This is a genomic window from Janthinobacterium psychrotolerans (assembly GCF_001677885.1).
GTDB lineage: Bacteria > Pseudomonadota > Gammaproteobacteria > Burkholderiales > Burkholderiaceae_D > Janthinobacterium > Janthinobacterium psychrotolerans.
Genome location: NZ_LOCQ01000058.1, coordinates 20,751 through 39,399, shown reverse-complemented (window position 1 = coordinate 39,399; position 18,649 = coordinate 20,751). Strand labels below are relative to the sequence as shown.

General features: G+C 61.5%; 29 protein-coding genes. 26 read left to right on the top strand and 3 right to left on the bottom strand.

Annotated elements, in window-relative coordinates:
* Nucleotides 1–6 precede the first annotated feature (6 nt).
* The 9 genes from ASR47_RS26560 (at nucleotide 7) to ASR47_RS27960 (ending at nucleotide 5,264) form a co-directional block, all read left to right on the top strand.
* The gene (locus tag ASR47_RS26560; protein WP_082988987.1) at nucleotides 7–360 is read left to right on the top strand and encodes a transcriptional regulator; all 354 of its coding nucleotides are present in this window, start codon (nucleotides 7–9) and stop codon (nucleotides 358–360) included.
* Nucleotides 357–497 (top strand): hypothetical protein, encoded by a 141-nt coding sequence (locus tag ASR47_RS27495; RefSeq protein WP_171898977.1) that lies wholly within the window; start codon nucleotides 357–359, stop codon nucleotides 495–497. Before ASR47_RS26560 ends, ASR47_RS27495 begins: the two co-directional genes overlap by 4 nt.
* Before the next feature lie 69 nt (nucleotides 498–566).
* On the top strand, nucleotides 567–854 hold the full coding sequence (locus ASR47_RS16980) for a hypothetical protein (RefSeq protein WP_065308980.1): 288 nt from the start codon (nucleotides 567–569) through the stop codon (nucleotides 852–854).
* A 17-nt stretch (nucleotides 855–871) separates the two neighbouring features.
* Nucleotides 872–1,087 carry a hypothetical protein gene (locus tag ASR47_RS16975; RefSeq protein ID WP_065308979.1) on the top strand — a complete coding sequence of 72 codons (216 nt, stop codon included), beginning with the start codon at nucleotides 872–874 and terminating at the stop codon, nucleotides 1,085–1,087.
* Nucleotides 1,088–1,241: 154 nt separating this feature from the next.
* Complete coding sequence (locus ASR47_RS16970; protein WP_425402740.1) at nucleotides 1,242–1,442, top strand: hypothetical protein; 201 nt, start codon at nucleotides 1,242–1,244, stop codon at nucleotides 1,440–1,442.
* Nucleotides 1,443–1,453: 11 nt separating this feature from the next.
* Nucleotides 1,454–1,621, top strand: coding sequence for a hypothetical protein (locus ASR47_RS27490; RefSeq protein ID WP_171898976.1), 168 nt, complete (start codon nucleotides 1,454–1,456; stop codon nucleotides 1,619–1,621).
* Nucleotides 1,563–2,435, top strand: coding sequence for a KilA-N domain-containing protein (locus tag ASR47_RS16960; RefSeq protein ID WP_217270583.1), 873 nt, complete (start codon nucleotides 1,563–1,565; stop codon nucleotides 2,433–2,435). The genes ASR47_RS27490 and ASR47_RS16960 overlap by 59 nt, the downstream gene beginning before the upstream one ends.
* 97 nt (nucleotides 2,436–2,532) lie before the next feature.
* Nucleotides 2,533–2,970, top strand: a complete 438-nt coding sequence (locus tag ASR47_RS16955) for a helix-turn-helix domain-containing protein (protein WP_245714385.1) — start codon at nucleotides 2,533–2,535, stop codon at nucleotides 2,968–2,970.
* On the top strand, nucleotides 2,967–5,264 hold the full coding sequence (locus ASR47_RS27960) for a DNA cytosine methyltransferase (RefSeq protein ID WP_245714384.1): 2,298 nt from the start codon (nucleotides 2,967–2,969) through the stop codon (nucleotides 5,262–5,264). Before ASR47_RS16955 ends, ASR47_RS27960 begins: the two co-directional genes overlap by 4 nt.
* Nucleotide 5,265: 1 nt before the next feature.
* Here the strand turns inward: ASR47_RS27960 and ASR47_RS16945 are convergent, their stop codons facing one another.
* Nucleotides 5,266–5,523: a hypothetical protein gene (locus tag ASR47_RS16945; RefSeq protein ID WP_065308976.1), complete on the bottom strand. Its 258-nt coding sequence runs from the start codon at nucleotides 5,521–5,523 to the stop codon at nucleotides 5,266–5,268.
* A gap of 31 nt (nucleotides 5,524–5,554) precedes the next feature.
* Here ASR47_RS16945 and ASR47_RS16940 point away from each other — a divergent pair, with 31 nt between their 5' ends.
* Nucleotides 5,555–5,986 carry a hypothetical protein gene (locus tag ASR47_RS16940; RefSeq protein WP_065308975.1) on the top strand — a complete coding sequence of 144 codons (432 nt, stop codon included), beginning with the start codon at nucleotides 5,555–5,557 and terminating at the stop codon, nucleotides 5,984–5,986.
* Nucleotides 5,983–6,597, top strand: coding sequence for a hypothetical protein (locus ASR47_RS16935; protein ID WP_065308974.1), 615 nt, complete (start codon nucleotides 5,983–5,985; stop codon nucleotides 6,595–6,597). Before ASR47_RS16940 ends, ASR47_RS16935 begins: the two co-directional genes overlap by 4 nt.
* 62 nt (nucleotides 6,598–6,659) lie before the next feature.
* On the opposite strand, the gene ASR47_RS16930 is transcribed toward ASR47_RS16935, so the two are convergent.
* A complete protein-coding gene (locus ASR47_RS16930) occupies nucleotides 6,660–7,277 on the bottom strand; it encodes a hypothetical protein (protein ID WP_065308973.1) in 618 nt (205 codons plus the stop codon).
* Nucleotides 7,278–7,333: 56 nt separating this feature from the next.
* Between ASR47_RS16930 and ASR47_RS16925 the strand changes: the two genes are divergently transcribed.
* From ASR47_RS16925 to ASR47_RS27485, 10 genes are all read left to right on the top strand, one after another.
* The gene (locus ASR47_RS16925) at nucleotides 7,334–7,870 is read left to right on the top strand and encodes a Ref family recombination enhancement nuclease (protein ID WP_245714383.1); all 537 of its coding nucleotides are present in this window, start codon (nucleotides 7,334–7,336) and stop codon (nucleotides 7,868–7,870) included.
* On the top strand, nucleotides 7,867–10,494 hold the full coding sequence (locus tag ASR47_RS16920) for a DNA methyltransferase (RefSeq protein WP_065308972.1): 2,628 nt from the start codon (nucleotides 7,867–7,869) through the stop codon (nucleotides 10,492–10,494). The genes ASR47_RS16925 and ASR47_RS16920 overlap by 4 nt, the downstream gene beginning before the upstream one ends.
* An 8-nt stretch (nucleotides 10,495–10,502) precedes the next feature.
* Entirely contained in the window at nucleotides 10,503–10,826 is a 324-nt protein-coding gene (locus ASR47_RS16915; RefSeq protein ID WP_065308971.1) for a hypothetical protein, read from the top strand.
* The gene (locus ASR47_RS16910) at nucleotides 10,819–11,730 is read left to right on the top strand and encodes a hypothetical protein (protein ID WP_065308970.1); all 912 of its coding nucleotides are present in this window, start codon (nucleotides 10,819–10,821) and stop codon (nucleotides 11,728–11,730) included. The genes ASR47_RS16915 and ASR47_RS16910 overlap by 8 nt, the downstream gene beginning before the upstream one ends.
* A complete protein-coding gene (locus tag ASR47_RS16905; RefSeq protein ID WP_065308969.1) occupies nucleotides 11,727–12,581 on the top strand; it encodes a hypothetical protein in 855 nt (284 codons plus the stop codon). Before ASR47_RS16910 ends, ASR47_RS16905 begins: the two co-directional genes overlap by 4 nt.
* Nucleotides 12,578–12,937, top strand: a complete 360-nt coding sequence (locus tag ASR47_RS16900) for a hypothetical protein (RefSeq protein ID WP_065308968.1) — start codon at nucleotides 12,578–12,580, stop codon at nucleotides 12,935–12,937. The genes ASR47_RS16905 and ASR47_RS16900 overlap by 4 nt, the downstream gene beginning before the upstream one ends.
* The gene (locus ASR47_RS16895) at nucleotides 12,934–13,281 is read left to right on the top strand and encodes a PDDEXK family nuclease (RefSeq protein WP_245714382.1); all 348 of its coding nucleotides are present in this window, start codon (nucleotides 12,934–12,936) and stop codon (nucleotides 13,279–13,281) included. Before ASR47_RS16900 ends, ASR47_RS16895 begins: the two co-directional genes overlap by 4 nt.
* On the top strand, nucleotides 13,281–13,706 hold the full coding sequence (locus ASR47_RS16890; RefSeq protein ID WP_065308967.1) for a hypothetical protein: 426 nt from the start codon (nucleotides 13,281–13,283) through the stop codon (nucleotides 13,704–13,706). Before ASR47_RS16895 ends, ASR47_RS16890 begins: the two co-directional genes overlap by 1 nt.
* Before the next feature lie 81 nt (nucleotides 13,707–13,787).
* Nucleotides 13,788–14,330 (top strand): hypothetical protein, encoded by a 543-nt coding sequence (locus tag ASR47_RS16885; RefSeq protein ID WP_065308966.1) that lies wholly within the window; start codon nucleotides 13,788–13,790, stop codon nucleotides 14,328–14,330.
* A gap of 257 nt (nucleotides 14,331–14,587) precedes the next feature.
* Nucleotides 14,588–14,758 carry a hypothetical protein gene (locus ASR47_RS27485; protein WP_171898975.1) on the top strand — a complete coding sequence of 57 codons (171 nt, stop codon included), beginning with the start codon at nucleotides 14,588–14,590 and terminating at the stop codon, nucleotides 14,756–14,758.
* A 45-nt stretch (nucleotides 14,759–14,803) separates the two neighbouring features.
* Here the strand turns inward: ASR47_RS27485 and ASR47_RS16880 are convergent, their stop codons facing one another.
* Entirely contained in the window at nucleotides 14,804–15,178 is a 375-nt protein-coding gene (locus tag ASR47_RS16880; protein WP_150127847.1) for a hypothetical protein, read from the bottom strand.
* A gap of 165 nt (nucleotides 15,179–15,343) precedes the next feature.
* Here ASR47_RS16880 and ASR47_RS28185 point away from each other — a divergent pair, with 165 nt between their 5' ends.
* The 5 genes from ASR47_RS28185 (at nucleotide 15,344) to ASR47_RS16860 (ending at nucleotide 18,647) form a co-directional block, all read left to right on the top strand.
* The gene (locus ASR47_RS28185; RefSeq protein WP_281218450.1) at nucleotides 15,344–15,466 is read left to right on the top strand and encodes a hypothetical protein; all 123 of its coding nucleotides are present in this window, start codon (nucleotides 15,344–15,346) and stop codon (nucleotides 15,464–15,466) included.
* 437 nt (nucleotides 15,467–15,903) lie between these two features.
* Nucleotides 15,904–16,152: a hypothetical protein gene (locus ASR47_RS16875; protein ID WP_065308964.1), complete on the top strand. Its 249-nt coding sequence runs from the start codon at nucleotides 15,904–15,906 to the stop codon at nucleotides 16,150–16,152.
* A 94-nt stretch (nucleotides 16,153–16,246) separates the two neighbouring features.
* Nucleotides 16,247–16,888, top strand: a complete 642-nt coding sequence (locus ASR47_RS16870; protein ID WP_065308963.1) for a putative metallopeptidase — start codon at nucleotides 16,247–16,249, stop codon at nucleotides 16,886–16,888.
* Nucleotides 16,889–16,918: 30 nt separating this feature from the next.
* Nucleotides 16,919–17,380 (top strand): DUF2280 domain-containing protein, encoded by a 462-nt coding sequence (locus tag ASR47_RS16865; protein ID WP_065308962.1) that lies wholly within the window; start codon nucleotides 16,919–16,921, stop codon nucleotides 17,378–17,380.
* Complete coding sequence (locus tag ASR47_RS16860) at nucleotides 17,367–18,647, top strand: terminase large subunit domain-containing protein (protein WP_065308961.1); 1,281 nt, start codon at nucleotides 17,367–17,369, stop codon at nucleotides 18,645–18,647. Before ASR47_RS16865 ends, ASR47_RS16860 begins: the two co-directional genes overlap by 14 nt.
* Nucleotides 18,648–18,649: the final 2 nt, after the last annotated feature.

Here is an 18,649-nt window from a genome sequence, read left to right as displayed (position 1 = left end):
GAGGTTATGAAACTCATCGAATACGTCAAAAGTCACGGTTCGCAACGTGGCCTCGCCGACAAGATCGGCATTACCCCGGTGCTCATCAGCCAATGGGCGAACGAATTACGGCCCGTGCCACCAGAGCGTTGCGTCGAAATCGAGCGAGCTACGGATGCCCAGGTTACGCGCAAGGACTTGCGCCCCAAGGACTGGCACAAGATCTGGCCGGAGCTGGCCAATGCGCCGGCGCCGCGCCGCGCCACTGATCCTGTTCCAGCGCCAGGCCACGCCGGCCGCCAGCCGCCCACGACGAACGGCATCCTCGACACCGTGCCAGACCGTGCTGCTGTTGGCATCGACGCGAGAGCAATTCCATGATCCGCCTGATCCCCATTTCTCCGCCGCGCCCGGCGGATGACTTCGTGCGCATCCCGCTGCTCGAACTGCACCAACTGCCGCCAGGTGTGCCGTTCGATGAATGCCTGAAAGCGCTCGAAGAAGACCGGCCGCCGTAACGCGCGCCGAGCGTCGCCCTGCAATTTCGCTGTACCCAAACCCTGTAACACCGACCACCAGGAGAAACCATGAAGTTGAAACAAAAACGCACCGCGCTCGTCAAGAGTTACATCACGGAAGAGAACAAGGATGCCCTGCAAGCCGCCTGCGCGGCCAAGGGCAAGTCGATCAGCGACGTGCTGAACGAATGCACCATCGTGATCATCCGTGACCACCACGACACCCGGCCGAAACGAAATGATACGCCGCCGTTCTCGGGCGGGAATAGACCCAAATCGCGGGAAAAGCTGGGCCCACTCCAGGCGCAGCGTCCCAGCTTCGGCGTCGTCCCGCGCGTCGTTCGGATGCGGGTTTAACGGCATGGAGGCGGCTATTGAATAAACAACCCGAGGTCACGGCCGAGGAAAAAGAGCTCGTTTTCCAGCGCTCCATGATTTACCGCCAGGCAGAGAAAGACCTACAGGGCGCGAAGGACGGGGAGGGCGAGAGCGCGGCGAAGGCCGCACACAAGGAAGCGCGCCAGAAATGGCGCGATGCCACAGACAGGGTGGCGCGGAAATTTGAAGTGCCGCGCCGCGAGCCGCCGTAACTGGGCCTGCACCCGACAACTACAGCATCACACGGCCGCTTGGCGGCCGATTTATCCACCATCAATCAGGAGCATGACATGTCGCAAACCCCCCATCCATTCCCAGAGCCAGGCGCTGGGCAACGCCGCCGGCAACTGCCAGCTGCTCGACGCCGTGATGGCGAAGTTGGGCCTCAAGAATGATGCGGCGCTGTCGCGCGCGCTCGAAGTGGCGCCGCCAGTCATCAGCAAGATCCGCCATGGCCGCCTGCCGGTAGGCGCCACGCTGCTGATCCGCATGCACGAAGTGACCGATATCGCAATCCGCGAATTGAAGGCGATCGCCACGCCGGCCGCGCCAGAGGTGGCGGTTTGACCTGGAAGACCATGCAGCCGGATGGTGGCGCGCTGGCGCAGGCCGGGCAGGGCGCGCAGCAGCACGACCTGGTCGAGCCGAATCCGGATTACGTCCGGCCACACGATCCGGACCCTGGCCATGTTCGCGCGCGGGCGCACTACAGCGCAATGCTGGCCGAGTTGCTGGCCGACCAATAAAAAAGCCCGCTGGCAGGCGGGCTTCCTTGAAACATCAAAATTCGCGAAAGAATTTATGACACCGATTGTACAACACAAAGGCATCACCATCGCCGATACCATCATCGCGGTGGACAGCGTGGGGCGTTTTTGCCTCAACGATCTGCACAAAGCCGCCGGCGCCGAGAGTCGGCATCAGCCCGCGTTCTTCTTCCGCCGTTCGGAAACCCAAGACCTGGAGGCGGAATTAAACTCTGCGCCGGAGCAGAGTTTCACGACCGTGACCACGCCGGGCCGCAACGGCGGCACCTACGTATGCAAGGAGCTGGTCTACGCTTATGCCATGTGGATCAGCGCAAAGTTCCACCTGCAGGTGATCCGGACCTTCGATGCTTTGGTCGCTACCCCGGCGCCGGCCGCCGCACCGAAGCCCAGCGCAATCTCGCCCGCCAAGGAATTCCGCGCCATCTTCGGCATCGCGCGCCTGATCGGCCTGGACAAGAATGCCGCGGCGATCAGCGCGAACCAAGGCACGGCGGCGCTGACCGGCGTCAACATGCTGCAGCTGATGGAGCGCACGCACCTGGCCACGCCCGAACAAGATATTTGCTTCACGCCCACGGAAATGGGCCGCCGCTTTGTCAAAAGCGCCAAGGACTTCAACCAGCTGCTGGCCCAGGCAGGCCTGCAAGAGCAGATTGCCGGCCACTGGGTACCGACGGCGAAAGGGCGCGCTCATGCTGTGGTGTTCGACACGGGCAAGGCGCACGGCAGCGGCGCACCGATCCAGCAGGTGAAATGGCGCGACTCGGTGCTGGGCGAGGTGGCCTTGTGAATAGCCGACCAACTTATTCGGCGCGCCAGCGCGCACTGATTGCCCTCACGGCGGTGCATCCATGACCGCCCCAGCTATGCGCACTCGCTGCACCAGCATGACCGAGCAGCGCACTGCCAACCTCAAAAGCCTGGTCGCAGAACTGGCCGCCCGCGAAATGCAGGCCGACGATATCTGCGCCTATCTCAAAATGTCGCCATCCGGCGCACGCAAATACATCGCTGACCTGCGCGCTGCTGGCGTGGCGGTGCTGGCGCGCTACGCTGACGGCACAGCGACCTACTTGGGCAAGGCCTGCTACCGCCTGGTGAGCGACCCGCTGCTCGTGAGCGAGTTCCTGGGTCAGATCGAGCAAGACAAGCACCAGCCGCGCATCCCGGCTCCACCAGTGCGCGCGCTGCCTGTGCTGCCTGGCCGCAGTTTCCATATCATGGCAGACGATACCCATTTCGCAGTCCGCATCAACCGCTACCCGGCGATGCGCGATCCGCTGGTGGCCGCGCTGTTCGGGCCGGCTGGCGAGGTGCACCCATGAAGCGCGACCTCTTCACCTTGTCGCTCGATCTTGGTAGCGAATTGATAATAGATAATTTTGCCGGTGGTGGCGGAACCAGCACCGGTCTGGAGCAGGCGTTCGGCCGCCCGGTCGATATCGCCATCAACCACGATCCCGAGGCGCTGGCTATGCACGCGGCAAACCACCCGCACACTACGCACCTGTGCGAGAGCGTGTGGGACGTCGACCCGATCAAGGTCACAAACAACCGGCCGGTGGGCCTGGTCTGGCTGTCGCCCGACTGCAAGCATTTCAGCAAGGCCAAGGGCGGCAAGCCGGTCGAGAAGAAGATTCGCGGTCTGGCCTGGGTGACGTTGCGCTGGGCGGCGAAGTGCAAGCCGCGCGTGATCATGCTGGAGAACGTCGAGGAATTCAAAACGTGGGGTCCGCTGCTGATCGCCGCCGACGGCAGCGCGAAGCCTGACCCGGAGAAGAAGGGCAAGACCTTCGACAGCTTCATTCGCCAGCTGCGCGCGCACGGCTACACCGTCGACTACCGCGAAATGCGCGGCTGCGACCATGACACGCCAACCATCCGCAAGCGTTTCTTCCTGGTGGCGCGCCGCGACGGCATTACCATCAAGTGGCCGGAGCCAACTCATGGCGCGCCGGACAGCATCGGGGTGCGCGCCGGCAAGCTGAGGCCGTACAGAACGGCGGCCGAGTGCATCGATTTCAGCCTGCCATGCCCGTCGATCTTCGAGCGCGACCGGCCGCTGGCGCCGGCCACACTGCGCCGCATCGCCAAGGGGATTATGCGGTATGTGGTCGACGCGGCGGATCCGTTCATCGTTGGCCAGGGCGGCCCGGTGTACGGCGGCAAGCCTGTGTCGGCAAACCAGCCCTTCGGCACGCTGACCACTGAAAACCATCGTGCTGTCGTGCTGCCGACCATCGTCCCGGTCACGCACCAAGGTGGCGATCGCACGGAATCGATCGACGAGCCATTCCGCACCATCACCGGCGCGCACCGCGGTGAGAAGGCGCTGGGCGTGGCCACGCTGGTGCAGGTTGGATATGGCGAGCGCGAGGGCCAGGCTCCGCGCGCGCTTAACATCGAGAAGCCGCTGGGCACCGTTGTCGGCGAAAGCAAACACGCGCTGGTATCTGCTGCACTGATCCATGCCGGCGTAAAACGCTGGTTCGACAAGGAAAAGCTGCCGGTCGAAGTAGATATTGCGCCTTTCGTCATGACCAATACCACTGGCCACCCCGGCGCCGGCGTCGACATGCCGGTACCGACGATCACCGCTGCCGGCAACCAAGCACTGGTTTCCGCCGTGCTGATCGACGCCGCGCACGGCGAAGTATCGCCAAGCGGCGTGAAGCGCTGGGGCACCGGTGCGCACCACGTCGAGGCTCCGCTGGGCACTGTGACGGCCAGCGGCAACAAAGCGGTGGCCACCGCATTCCTGGCCAAGCATTACACGGGCGTGGTCGGCTCCGACCTGGCCGACCCTATCGGCACGGTCACTGCATGCGACCACCACAGTCTGGTGACGGCTTTCTTGACCGAGCACGCCAATGCGAGCACACAGCGTGTGATGCCGGTCGACGCGCCGCTGCGCACGATCTGCGCCCAGGTCAAGGGCGGGCATTTCTCGATGGTGTCGGCGCACATCACGAAGTTCCGCACCGGCGCCACCGGCAGCGCCCTCGATGAGCCAATACACACGGTCACGGCCGGTGGACCGCACGCCCGGCCCGGTACCGGCAATGCCATGGGCATCGTCACAGCACACATCCAGCGCGACATGGGCGCCAGCGTCGGCCACGCCTCTGATGCGCCGCTTGGCACGGTCACAGCCGGCGGTGGCGGCAAGTCGGCGCTGATCACCAGCAACATGATCAAACTGCGCGGCACCAGCACGGCAGCCGGTACCGACGAGCCGCTGGGCACGGTCAGCGCCGGTGGCCAGCACCACGCCGAGGTGCGCTCATTCCTGCTGGCCTACTACGGCGCCAGCGAGACGCACAGCCTTACCGATCCGCTCAATACGGTCACGAGCCGCGACCGCTTCGGCCTGGTCACGATCCAGGGTCAGGATTATCAGATTGTGGATATCGGCCTGCGCATGCTGCAGCCGCGTGAGTTGTTCCGCGCCCAGGGCTTCCCCGACGATTACATCATTGGCGACGATCCGACACAAGGCCTGAAACTGACGAAGTCGGCCCAAGTACGCATGTGCGGCAATTCAGTCTGCCCGCCCATGGCCAAGGCACTGATCCTCGCCAACTTCGCGCATGAGCGCGAGATTGCGAGGGTTGCGTGAATTACTTAAGGCCCAGCCATGAAAGACCTATAAGAATAACGCCGGCTAAGACGGCAGTTACCGTCCCAATCCCAATTTCTTTATACCAAGGCTTCCCAGTTCCAGCTGTAAAAGCATGCAAAGAAATGTTCTCGCGAACATCAAGATCCTGTACGTCTTCAGCATCAAGAATTTTCTTTCCGTTGGTTATATTCCCAGTCACCGTGGCCTTGCCTATACCTCTGATCCTTATTGCGGACGGCTCTTCCTGTTCCTGCATGGAAATCTCCTTATCAAAGGCACATCATATCATGATCGCCAATCCCGCTCAGACCACACGCCACCACTTGGCGAACCAGGCCGCGCCCGACTTTTCCCTGATCCGCAAGATCTGCGCCTGCGGCAATGCCAGCACCGCCAAACAACTATCCCAGCACGGCAAATGCGCCGCCTGCGCGCTGGCCGCCATCCGCGACGCAATCATGCCTGGCGACTTCGCCAAGCTCCAGCACATGCTGGGCGCCGTGAAGCAATACCCGAAATCGAAGTGGGGCTGGCGTAACTACTATGCCGCCGGCGGCGGACAGACGCACGAGGCCATGCAGCGCCTGGTGGTCGCCGGCCTGGCCACGGCCGGCCGTGCTGCCAACGAAATGACGTACTTCCACGCCACCCGCTTGGGTTGCAAGGCGGCTGGCCTCGATGGCGCTGGCATCAAGCGCGCGATGGAGGATGAATCGTGACCATTAAAATTTCGACCGCAACTGTATTCCACGGCGGCCGGCGCCGCTGGCTATCTCTGGCTGCCGCGTGCAATGCCGAGGCTGCCGCCATCTTGAGCAGGTTTTGCGACTGCTCGCCCGGCAACGGGCGTGACGTCGCCCCGGAAACTTGCACCATGCATCAGGATGCCGATCGATATCACCGGGTTCGCGCCAAGCTGGCGGCCCGGGCGCGCCGGCGCGCTGTGGCGTCGCCTGCCGACTTGCCTGCACCCGAACAGCGCGCGCTGGCCGCCTGTCGGGAGTTGGTAGCCGCAGCCGGCGAGGTCAAGCGCATCAGCAAGGTCATCGGCGACAGCCTGAGCGCATGCCCGATGATGAAAGACCCTGTTGAATTCAACGACAGAGGGCCAGCTACACATCTGTCGCAGGCCTACGCCTCCGAAAACGTCGAGAACGACAGCGGCCATGGCATGCACAAGGAATGGATGGAGCCGAGCGACGCGCTGGAAATCATTAGCGCATGCCCGCATTGCCTCGCCGCCCACAACGCAATTCAAGAGCGCAAGGTCGCGCGCCGCCGGCTGGGCGCGGCGCGCCGTGTTGTGACGATGATCGGAAAGTCAACATGAGCCAAGCAGATATTTTCTTAGCCGGCACCCAGCGCCTGCAAATGACCGACTATCACAACGCATCAGTTTTCAGTGATTGCACCGTGTTCAAGCAAAAACTTTACAAGTTCGCGTGCCGCGTCACTCAATCCTTCATGGGCGAATGCGAGCCTATTGGTGACTGCTTTGTCAGCGTCGGAAGTATGCAGGATAACACCCCGCGTTACAGCTTCGTCGAGCACTCTAATCATCGGGATACTGCCAAGCAAATTGCTAGAAGCTACCATGAGATTTGTTGCTATATCACGTTCGGCAACCACAAGCGGCGCTACGTCTGCGCTAGTCCAACTACCGATAGACTCAAGCGCTTTAGCGCATTGGTTATAGTCCGGCAGATTAAAATCCCCAGGCTCAACATCCAAAGTATTCATAATACTTTTCAACGTTGCCTGTATGAATCTGAGACGGAAGGACCATTCGATTGCCATAACGATTGCAAGAGAGAGTTGCTCCTTGCGGCGACGTCTAGACTCAACCGTTGCAAGCCAAATGGTTCCTATAAGGGTGCACACGGTCCCAATCGCACCAACCCAGTACGCCCACTCGGCCACGCCCATTTTGCACCAGGGAATGCCGTTATATCCGGCCATGCCAATGGCGGCGGCGATAACCATGACTGCCCACTTATCGTACCAAGCCATTCCGCCTCCAATTTAAGTTGGCGGAATGGTAACACGTTGAGTATTGGCGGTGGGAAATGAAACGCTCATCCATTAAACCGGGCGCCGGCCTGAAACGAACGGCCTTCGCGCGCGGCGAGCGCATCGAGGAGCGCGAAGTGTCAAAACTCAAGCGCGCCTCACCCATGTCCAGCACCGGCATACTCTCCGTGCAGGTACACCAGCGCACGGCGCCGAAGCGCAAGGCCGGCTTGAAGTCGAAGGAGCGCACCGTCACGGCCGCCGAAAAGCTGCTGTGGTCCCGCCTGGCCGCGCTGGGCTGCGTCGCCTGCAAGAAAGACGGCAATTTCAATACGCACGTCAGCATCCATCACGTCGACGGCCGCACGAAGCCTGGCTGCCACCAGCTCGTGCTGCCGCTTTGCGCCGGTCACCACCAGGACGGCACCGGCGAAGATAAAACCCTGATTGCGGTTCATCCATGGAAGGCCCGCTTCGAAACGCGCTACGGCACGCAGGCCGAGCTGATGGATGAGTGCGCGCAACTCTTATTTGAACAGCGGGACGCTGCAGCAGCGCCTGTCACCACACCACCTACATTGGAACACCCATGAGCGCATTTAGCCCGCAAGAGCAAAAACACCTGAAAGAAGCCGCGTACAGCGAATTCCTGCGCGCCAAGATCAAGCTGGCGCAGCGCAAGGGTTTCGACGTGCCGCTGGCTGATATCCACCCCGGCCTCAAGCCGCACACCCGCGACATCGTGCGCTGGGCCTTGGCCGGCGGCCAGCGCGCCATCTTCGCCTCGTTCGGCCTGCACAAGACCAGCACCAACCTGGAAGTGATGCGCCAGATCGGCATCCACCGGCCAGGCCTGCGCCTGATCGTGCTGCCGCTGGGCGTGCGCCAGGAGTTCATCCGCGAGGCCGCCAAGCGATTCACCGGCGAGTACGAGGTGCAAGTGCGCTTCATCCGCACGGATGCCGAGATCGACGGCCAGGACGTCGTCTACCTGACGAACTACGAATCGGTGCGCGAAGGCAAGATCGACGTGCGCAAGTTCCGCGCCGTCGGCCTGGACGAGGCCAGCGTGCTGCGCAGCTACGGCAGCAAGACCTATCAGGAGTTCCTGCCGCTATTCGAGCAGGTCGAGTTCAAGTTCGTCTACACGGCCACGCCTTCGCCGAACCGTTTCAAGGAACTGATCCACTATGCCGGCTTCCTGGGTGTGATGGACACCGGCCAGGCCCTGACGCGCTTCTTCCAGCGTGACAGCGAGAAGGCCGGCAACCTGACGCTGTACCCGCACAAGGAACAGGAATTCTGGCTCTGGGTGGCCAGCTGGGCCGTTTTCATCCAGCGCCCCAGCGACCTAGGCCATTCGGACGAAGGCTACGACCTGCCAGCGCTCGATGTGCGCTTTCACGAGGTGCCGAGCAATTACAGCACGGCCGGCGCCGAGAAGAACGGCCAGGGCCTGCTGATCCCGAACGTGGCCATGGGCCTGTCGGCCGCCGCCGGCGAGAAGCGCGACAGCATGACCGCGCGCGTCGCCAAGGTGGCCGAGATCATGGCTGCGGATCCTGATGATCACTTCCTGATCTGGCACGACCTGGAGGATGAGCGCCACGCCATCCAGGCGGCCGTGCCCGGCGTGGTCAGCGTGTGGGGTACGCAGGACCTGGACCAGCGCGAGCAGCGCATCGCCGACTTCAGTGACGGCAAGATCAAGGATCTGTCGACCAAGCCGATCATCGCCGGTAGCGGCTGCAACTTCCAGGTGCACTGCCACCGTGAGATTTTCGCGGGCATCGGGTTCAAGTTCAACGATTTTATCCAGGCCGTCCACCGCGTCCAGCGCTTCCAGCAGCGGCACCCCGTGCGCATCGACATCATCCACACGGAGGTAGAGCGCAAGGTACTGGCTGACCTGATGGAGAAGTGGCGCCGCCACGACGAAATGCAGGAAACGATGGGCAAGATCATCCGCAACTATGGCCTGGACCAGCTGTCCATGCAGGATTCGCTGGCGCGCACCATCGGCGTCGAGCGCGCCGTGGTGGCCGGTGAGCGGTTCTCGGTGGCTAATAACGATTGCGTGCTCGAAGCGATGCAGCAGCCTACCAACTCGGTCGGCATGATCATCACCAGCGTTCCATTCGCCAACCATTACGAATACACGCCGAGCTACAACGACTTCGGCCACACGCAGGACAACGATCACTTCTGGGCGCAGATGGACTTTCTTACGCCCGAGCTGCTGCGCATCCTGCAGCCGGGCCGCATCTACGCCTGCCACGTCAAAGACCGAATCAACTTTGGCAACGTCACCGGCGCCGGCATCCCAACGGTCAGCCCGTTCCATGCCGAGGCGATCTTCCACGGCATCAAGCACGGCTTCGACTACATGGGCATGATCACCGTGGTGACCGACGTGGTGCGCGAGAACAACCAGACCTACCGCCTGGGCTATTCCGAGGTGTGCAAGGACGGCACAAAGATGGGCGTCGGCTCGCCGGAATACATCCTACTGTTCCACAAGCCGCAGACGGACCGCTCGCGCGGCTATGCCGATGTGCCAGTCACCAAGGCCAAGCCGATGTGTCTGGACGATGCTGGCACCCGGATCCCGTTTGATCGCAAGGCCGCGCCGATTCCCGGTACCGGCTACAGCGTGGCGCGCTGGCAGGTCGACGCGCATGCGTTCTGGCGCTCCAGTGGCGATCGCCTGCTGGGCGCGGCCGAGCTGGCCAGTTTCGGCCCGGGCAAACTGGCGAAGCTGTTCACCAGCATGTCGCTCGACAACGTCTACAACTACGAATACCACGTCGAGGTGGGCGAGGCGCTGCTGGCCGGGAAGGCCTTGCCGGCGGATTACCTCAGCCTGGCACCGGGCAGCGCCGACCCGGCCGTGTGGCACGACATCGTGCGCATGCGCACCCTGAACGGCGAGCAGTCGGCGCGCGCGGTCGAAAAGCACGTTTGCCCATTCCAGATCGATATCGTGGACCGCCTCATCGGCCGCTATAGCAACCCGGGCGAGGTGATCTACGACCCGTTCTGTGGCCTGGGTACCGTGCCCGTGCGCGCGATGAAGCTGGGCCGCCGCGGCGCCGGCAGTGAACTGAACCCGGCATATTTCACCGACCAGGTGCATTACTGCCAGGCGATGGAGCGCGAGGTGAGTATGCCTACGCTGTTTGACTTTGAGGCGCTGGATGCGGAGCGTGAATCGTGAGAGCCGCCATGAATCGTGATGACTATCTGATGCGCGCGTATGAGTTCGCGCCGCGCGGCCAGGCGCTCCCGCAAACGAAACTGACGGATGACCAAGTGCGCGAGATTCGCTCGGCGCAGGAAAAGCGCCAGGACCTGCGCGCCCACATCCGCGACAACTTGAGCAATGAGGCGCTGGCCGCGCGCATGGGCGTGCACGTACGCACCGTAGAAAAGGTGCTTGCAGGCGAGACGTGGGCGCATCTGATCGCTACACAGCCGCGCCTGGAAGGTGAGCCGTTGGCGGCCGCACTGTTCGGCGCAGCGCGCGCGCAGGAGGGCGGTCATGCGTGACTATGCAAAGGTCAGCCCTAAATTCTGGATCGGCAAGACCGGCAAGGCTCTGCGCAAGCAGGGCATGGAATCGCTGGTCGTCGGTATGTACCTGATGTCAGCACCTACGTCCAACATGCTCGGCCTGTATTACCTGTCGATCGTCACCATCGCTCATGAGACTGGCCTGGGCATGGAAGGGGCTTCGAAGGGGCTTCGAGGAGCCATTGAAGCCGGGTTTTGCGCCTACGACCACGAAGCTGAGGTGGTTTGGGTTTACGAAATGGCCGCGTACCAGATCGCCGACCAACTGAAGCCGGACGACAAGCGCTGCATCGGCATTCAAAACGATTACAACGATCTGCCGGAGAGTGAGCATCTGCGACGCTTCTACGAGAAATATGCCGCCTTCTTCCACATGAAAAACATGCGGGATTTCGGTAGCCCCTCCGAAGCCCCTTGCAAGCCCCTTCGAAGCCAAGAACAGGAACAGGAACAAGAACAGGAACAAGAGCAGAAGAAAAACCCCCTTGTCGAGCAAGCCCAGCTCGACCCCGTGAAAACGATTTTCGCGTTTTGGCAAAAAGTCATGGATTCGCCAAAGTCGGCCTTGGACAGCAAACGAAAGCGCCTGATCGCCAAGGCGCTCAAAAATTATTCTCCGGCCGACATCTGCAGGGCCATTCGTGGCTGCTCGAAGACGCCGCACAACATGGGCCAGAACGACCGCAACACGAAGTTCAATGGCTTGGACCTGATCCTGCGCGATGCTGATCACATCGATCGCTTCATCCGCAACGATGCCGGCCAGGCCCGTGCAAGCGCCGGCAGCGAGACGATCGAGCAGACGAATGAGCGGGTCATGCGTGAGCTGCTGGGCACGGCCACGCCGGCCGGCGACATCATCGACATGGTGCCCGCATGAACGCCGCCGACACGCCGCGCTTCATGCAGCTGCTGGCCGAGACGCTAGCCGCCTACGGCAAGTCGCTTCCCGAGCCCGCCATGGTGCGCGCTTGGCAGGCTAACCTTGAGCCTTACCCGCTGCGCACGGTGCAGGCTGCCATGCAGGCCTACCAAGACGAAAACGGTGAGTTTGCTCCGGTACCGGCCGGCATCGCCAAGCGCTGCAAGCTCATGGACGGCCGGCCAGGGGCGGAGGAGGCCTGGGCCATCGCGCTGACCAGCCAGGACGAAATGGCCAGCGTGGTCTGGACGACCGAGATCGCCGAGGCGTTTCGGATCTGCCGGCCGGTGCTCGACTCCAGCGGCGCCATCAGCGCGCGCAAGCCGTTTCTGGAAGCGTACGAGCGCATCGTTGCGGCGGCGCGCCTGGCCCGCCGGCCGGCCGAGTGGGTGGCATCGGTGGGCTGGGACAAGACCCGGCACGTCGAGGTGCTGGATAGCGCGGTGAGGGCGGGACTGCTGCCGGCGCCGGCCGTGGCAGGCCTGCTGGCGGGAAAGAAAGACTCAACGCCGGACGACGCGGCACGCGCGCAGCTGGCGAGGATCAAGCAGATGCAGGTGGAGGCGGCCGCCGCCAAGGAAACGGCCCGCCTGGCGGCCGTCGAGCAACAGCGTCTGGCTGACATCGAATTCAAGCGTGCGACGAACGATCGCGTGCGCCAAATCGATCCGCGCGCCGAAATGCAGGCTGCTGATCCACGGCAAATACTGCGCCGCGCTCACGTGCCGGGCCGCCACGCGACGAACGATAGCGGCCCGCTACCCGAGGTCATCCGCAATCAAAAAAACGGCTCAAAAGGCTTCAAATGAAAAATCACGAAAATAAAATCGCAGCAAACAAACGCCTGGCCGAGCTGCTTGGCTGGACCAACATTGCCGAAGTAGGCGGCGCCCTGGTCGGCACGCCGCCGGCGGGCGCGGCAGAGAGCCGTGGCCAGGCGCTGGTACCGGACTGGATGAGCGACTGGGCGGCGGCCGGCCTGCTGGTCGTCGAGCACCGCGTCGATCTGGAGTGGTCGCATGACGGACAAGATGTGGTGGCGATCATCAATCGAAGCGACATGTACGGGAAGTTCCCCGTGCTGCTGGGCGACTTCAGTACCCCCGATGAGGCTGCACGTGCGGCCGTTGTGCGCGCGGTCACCGAACTGGTTGGCTGCTCATGATGGCCCGTGGCTTGCAGGCGCTGGGCCGCCTCAAGGTCGGCGCCATGAACCAGACCGAGGCTGCCTACGCGAGGACGCTAGAGCTGCGCAAGGCCGCCGGCGAGGTGGCCTGGTACAAGTTCGAGGGTCTGAAATTCCGCCTGGCCGACAACACGTTTTACACGCCAGATTTTGCCGTGCTGCTGGCCGGCGGCGCGCTGGAGGCGCACGAAGTCAAAGGCCACTGGCAGGACGACGCGCGCGCGAAGATCAAGATCGCGGCCGATATGTACCCGCTGCGTTTCGTCGCCGTGCAGGCGCTGCCGAAGAAGGCGGGTGGCGGCTGGAAGATGGAGGAATTCTGATGGGTGCAAACAAGAAGCCGCGCAAGCGGTACGTGCAGAAGCCAGCCGTGCTGCCGGCTGGCCTGCGCAAGGACATAGCCTTCGAAATGCCGGGCTTTCAGGCGAGTGAAGCGATGGGTAAGGGCCACTTCCAGGAGCAGCACGTCTACGACCTGCTGAGCAACGCCGACTTGACGCGGCGAACGGCGCCGGACGGCCACGAGATCCTGCCGGTGGCACAGGCCATGGTCGAGGCGATCGCTGAAATCCAGGCGCGAGCCAAGCGCACCGGCACCTTTGGCGTCAATGGCGACGAGATGCGACTGCTTCGCGATGGCATTGGCAAAACGATGGTTTTCCTGCGTAGCGTGTCGAATTTCGACATTTCCCGAGCTTCACTGGCGGCGATCCGCGAGTTCAACAAAACAGGGGTATTGAGGGTATGAAAAATCATCACAGGAAACACTATTTCGAACTGGAACTGGGTGAAATGGGTGTTAACATTGGACAACAACTGAAAGGCACCCATGGGATTTCCTGACCGCTACATCGCTTCAATCGGATCGACCAACCTGCTGGACGATGCGCTGCACCACCAGACCGAGCCGCTGGCCGCCGCAGCACTTGCCGGTAATATCGGCGCGCTGCTTTGCCGCGTGAAGTACGCGGATGGCACGCTTATGCGGCAGTTCGAAGGCAACGCAGGCAACCTGGCGCAACTGCTGCGCATCTGGACGGCTGAGGTGATCCGGCGTGGTCAAGCGCGCCGCTGGGTGCCAGCAAACACGGCCTGGGATGCTGCCGCTGCGCAAGCGCTGTATCGCCGTGTTGCCGAGAAGTCACTGGCGCACTGGCTCGACAGCACCTGCAAAGGCTGCAGCGGCACCGGCGTCAAGGCGCTGCTGGGTAACGGCATCTGTACCAGCTGCAAGGGTTCGGGTACCGCCGCGATTCACGGCACGGCCGGCCTGGAGTTGGAGCGCGTCAAGGACATGGTGTCCGAATTGAGCGCCATTGCCGACAGCCACTCGGGCCGCGCCTCCGGCCTGTTGCGCGGTGGTGACCGGTAGCGAGAAATGTAGCGCGCCTGTGTTTACAAACACTATTTCGTTGTATAATGCAGGCTCTTATTCAAGAAAAATCTTCCGGAAATCGTAATGTGCGCCTGGCGCCACCGATAGCTGGAACTAGCGACAGCACCCGGACCCAGCGCCGTATCTGCTCGTCTTGAATTTGCCGCTCACCACGCGCTATAGTCGTTGGAGCAAGTCAAGCCCGACGCTCACGCGATTCGGGCTTTTTTATTTTCTGGCCACGTAGCGAGGCAATGATGGCCGTAGCAAAGTCGTTCATTTGCCGCCGCACGCCACAGGAATTGACTGCCATCGTCGCCGACATGGTGGAGGTCGAGCCGCCCACGCTGCAGGACATCATCGACCAACTTGACGCCAACATGGCGCGGCAATTCCAACGCATGCTTGATTCGCAGCGCGACTAATTGTGACAACGCCAACATCGAGCTCTAGATCCGTGTCGATAAGGATTACGTTTTCTCGCTGCTATACACTAGGGTAAGGTTTCGCGCCGATTGGTCTGGTTCACTGTTATTCGTGTTGGCACCAACGATGTTGATGAGAGCATTTGCCGTTTCCTTCCACTCGGAACTGATTTCCGGCTGCTCGGAAAAGTTTCTCAGGACGCGCAGCAACTCTTCTGGCAACTCAGGGAAAGTCGATGATAACTGGTTAAAAAGAGCTAGTGAAAACAGGTCAGGTAGTGCGCTGCGTGCATCCAGTCTTCCTTCAAGTGCGGCTATAGACTGCGCCTGCTCCTTAATCGTCTCACCTAAAGACGTGACAACGTCCGAGATCAAGGCTACATTTTCGAGTAGCAGATTATTCATTTCTTCTTGTGTCATCGTCGTATTTGGTTGTTTAAGTAATAATTTAATTATAACGCAATAAGTCCAACATCTCTCTTCAATTCTCCTTGCCCGGCACGCCGGGTTTCGCCGCCGACCGCATCACTGCGCTGGCGGCTTTTCTATTTGAGGTGCTGCATGTTCGATATCGACTTCCGCTCCATGATCATCACCCTTCTGTGCCTGGGCTCGCTGATCGGCGGCGCCATCGTCGCGGTCGTCCTGCTGACCTGGCCCTGGCTGTGGGCCATGATCAAGCCGGCGCTGCACGCCTGGACCAGCTGACACTTGCGACTGCCAGCGCGCTCCAGTGGCAGGGCTTTGAAAAACGGGCACAGTCACCGACGCATCATGGCCAAGAGGCTCCACCGCAATTCATCGCGGCCCTGCTTGGCACGGGCGGTGACACCAGGTTCAGTAATCTATCGCGGCCTTCGGCGCACTAAGGGGTTGTGGCTCAGCACCCGCAAGGACGTTTTTATGCTCACTCCATGATTACGCAAATAGTCCTCAGCTGCGGTCAAGCCAACTTCCATAATCATCCGCACGGCGGTTTCAATTATCTGCTCGGTTACGGTGTCTGGCCGAGAGAGTAGGGGTAGCGCTGGTGCGCCGTTGGAGCGAGTGTCGAGGTCCATATAGTTCTTTGCGGGAAATTAATATAGTGCCTCACGGAAATATTTAGGCGTTGATTTTTATCAAACTTTGTTCACTCTATTGCCATGGATAAAATTCAACACCCTTCGAACAACGGCGTGCTCGGCGCGCCTGTAGGATGGGATCAAGGCGAGCTGCCATGCAACGCGCTGCCGGTCACGCACACGCATGTCGGCGACCTGCCGGCCGTGCTGTCCTATTGGCGGCCTGATGTTGACGAACTGGCTGTGCTGAATGCCGGCGGTGCCGTCCGGCTGTGGGTGGCGGGTGCAACGATGCCGCCCGTGATGCTCGACGTCGACGGCGCGCGGTAGACACCACATTTAGTGCACCACCAGCCGAAAGTGTCAAAAATCACGGGAAAACACCCGAAAATCTGGCCTCAAACACTACATCTAGTGATTCTCGATGAAAAAGACGCGCAGCGCACCACCAGCAGGCTCCGGCCGCCCGGTACCGCCACCCGAATTCACCGACCCGCTGAACAACCGCTACCTGCCCGCGCCCGAAGTGCTCAAGTGGGCGCGCGCAACCATCCTCACCGAAGGCGGCGCGCTCTACAACGAAAACCACGCCCACTTGGAATATGCCGACGTGCAGTTCTTGTGGGCGCCCCAGGGTTTCGTGAAGACAGGCCGCACCGTGCTGGGCCAGTGCGAAGAAGTGACATTCCGCTGCGGGCCATGGCAGAAAGGCCGCCAGCAACAGCAGATGGCCGACTGGTTCGGCGTGGTGCCGGACTTCCTCATCACCCTGGACGCATCGTATTGCCTGACCTGCAGCGACGCCGAATTCTGCGCGCTGCTCGAGCACGAGCTTTATCACATCGCCCAGGAGATGGATGACTTCGGCGCGCCGGCCTTCAACAAGTACGGATTGCCGAAGCTGTGCATGCGCGGCCACGACGTCGAGGAGTTCATCGGCGTGGTCCGGCGCTACGGCGCCAGCGACGACGTGCAGCGCATGATCGACGCAGCAAAGACACCACCCGAAGTGGCAAGAATCAACATCGCGAGGGCTTGCGGAACCTGTTTGCTGAAGGCTGCGTAGGCTTTACGTTGCTTTACAGGAAACTAAAACATGGCCGCACTCAAGGACGAGGTGAAGCTGTACGTCGTCACAGCGCTGGCCTGTTTCGACTCGCCGACGCAAGTATCTGTTGCAGTAAAGGAAGAATTTGGCCTCGATGTGAGTCGCCAGCAAGTTTCCTGCTACGACCCGAACACGTATGTCGGCCGCAACCTCAGCCAGAAATGGCGAACGATCTTCGAAGAAACGCGCGCCAAGTTCCGCGCCACTGCCGAGGAAATCCCGATCGCCAGCAAGGCATTTCGCCTGCGCGGCCTGGCCCGACTGGCACAGAAGGCCGAGAACATGCGCAACTTGCCGCTGGTGGCCAGTCTCTACGAGCAGGCCGCCAAGGAAGTGGGCGATATCTACGTGAACAAGGGCAAGGCCGAGCCGAGCGATCAGCTGCCGACGCCCGTGCAAATCATCATCGGCGTCAAGGATGGGGCGCGAAAGAACGATGATCCAGCTTGACCTGAATATCCCGCAGGCTGCCTTCCTGAACCTGCCCCATAAGTACAAGGCCTATGTCGCGGGTTTCGGCTCCGGCAAAACCTTCGTGGGCTGCGTCGGTATCTGCATGCATTTCTGGCAGTGGCCAGGCATCAGCCAAGGTTACTTCGCGCCGACCTATCCGCAGATCCGCGACATCTTCTATCCCACGATGGAGGAGGTGGCCTATGCGATGGGCTTGCGCATCAAGGTGAAGCAGGGAGATCACGAGGTCGAGGTGTACGAGGGGCGGCTATATCGCGGCACGGTCATCTGCCGCTCTATGGAGAAGCCTGAAACCATCGTCGGCTTCAAGATCGGCCACGCGCTGATCGATGAGCTGGACGTGATGCCGATGCTCAAGGCACAAACGGCCTGGCGCAAGATCATCGCGCGGATGCGCTACAACGTGCCGGGCCTGCTCAACGGCATCGACGTGACGACCACGCCGGAAGGCTTTAAGTTCGTCTACCAGCAGTTCGTGAAGGCGGTGCGCGACAAGCCCGAGCTGGCGACGCTGTATGGCCTGATTCAGGCGAGCACGTTCGACAACGAGCTCAATCTGCCCGCCGACTACATTCCGTCGCTGCTGGCCAGCTACCCGCCAGCGCTGATCGATGCCTACTTGCGCGGCAAGTTCACGAACTTGACCAGCGGCTCGGTTTATCCGGACTTTGACCGCTTCAAAAACCGCACGACGCAGATCATTCTGCCTGGTGAGCCGCTGCAGGTGGGCCTCGACTTCAACGTGCTGAACATGACGGCGTGCATCAACGTGGTTCGCGAGGGCCAGCCGATGACACTGGCCGAGCGTGTGAAAGTGCGCGATACGCCGGCCATGGCTAGGATCCTGACGGAGGACTTCAAGGACAAGGGCCACCAAGTGAAGATTTTCCCGGATGCTTCCGGCCAGAACACCAGCAGCAAGAACGCCAGCGAGTCCGATCTGTCCATTTTGCGCCAGGCGGGCTTCCTGCTCGAAGTGAACCACTCAAACCCTGCGGTCAAGGACCGGGTCAACGCCTACAACGGCATGATCCTGAACGCCCAGGGTGAGCGCCGCTGGAAGATCAATACCGACCAGTGCCCGACCACCACCGAGGCGCTGGAGCAGCAGGTATGGGGCGCCGACGGCCAGCCGGACAAGAAGTCTGGCCATGACCACCCGAACGATGCGAACGGCTACTTCCTCGTGAAGCGCTACCCGATCGTGAAGAGCACGACGACCACCGCGCCGCTGCGCATGTAACA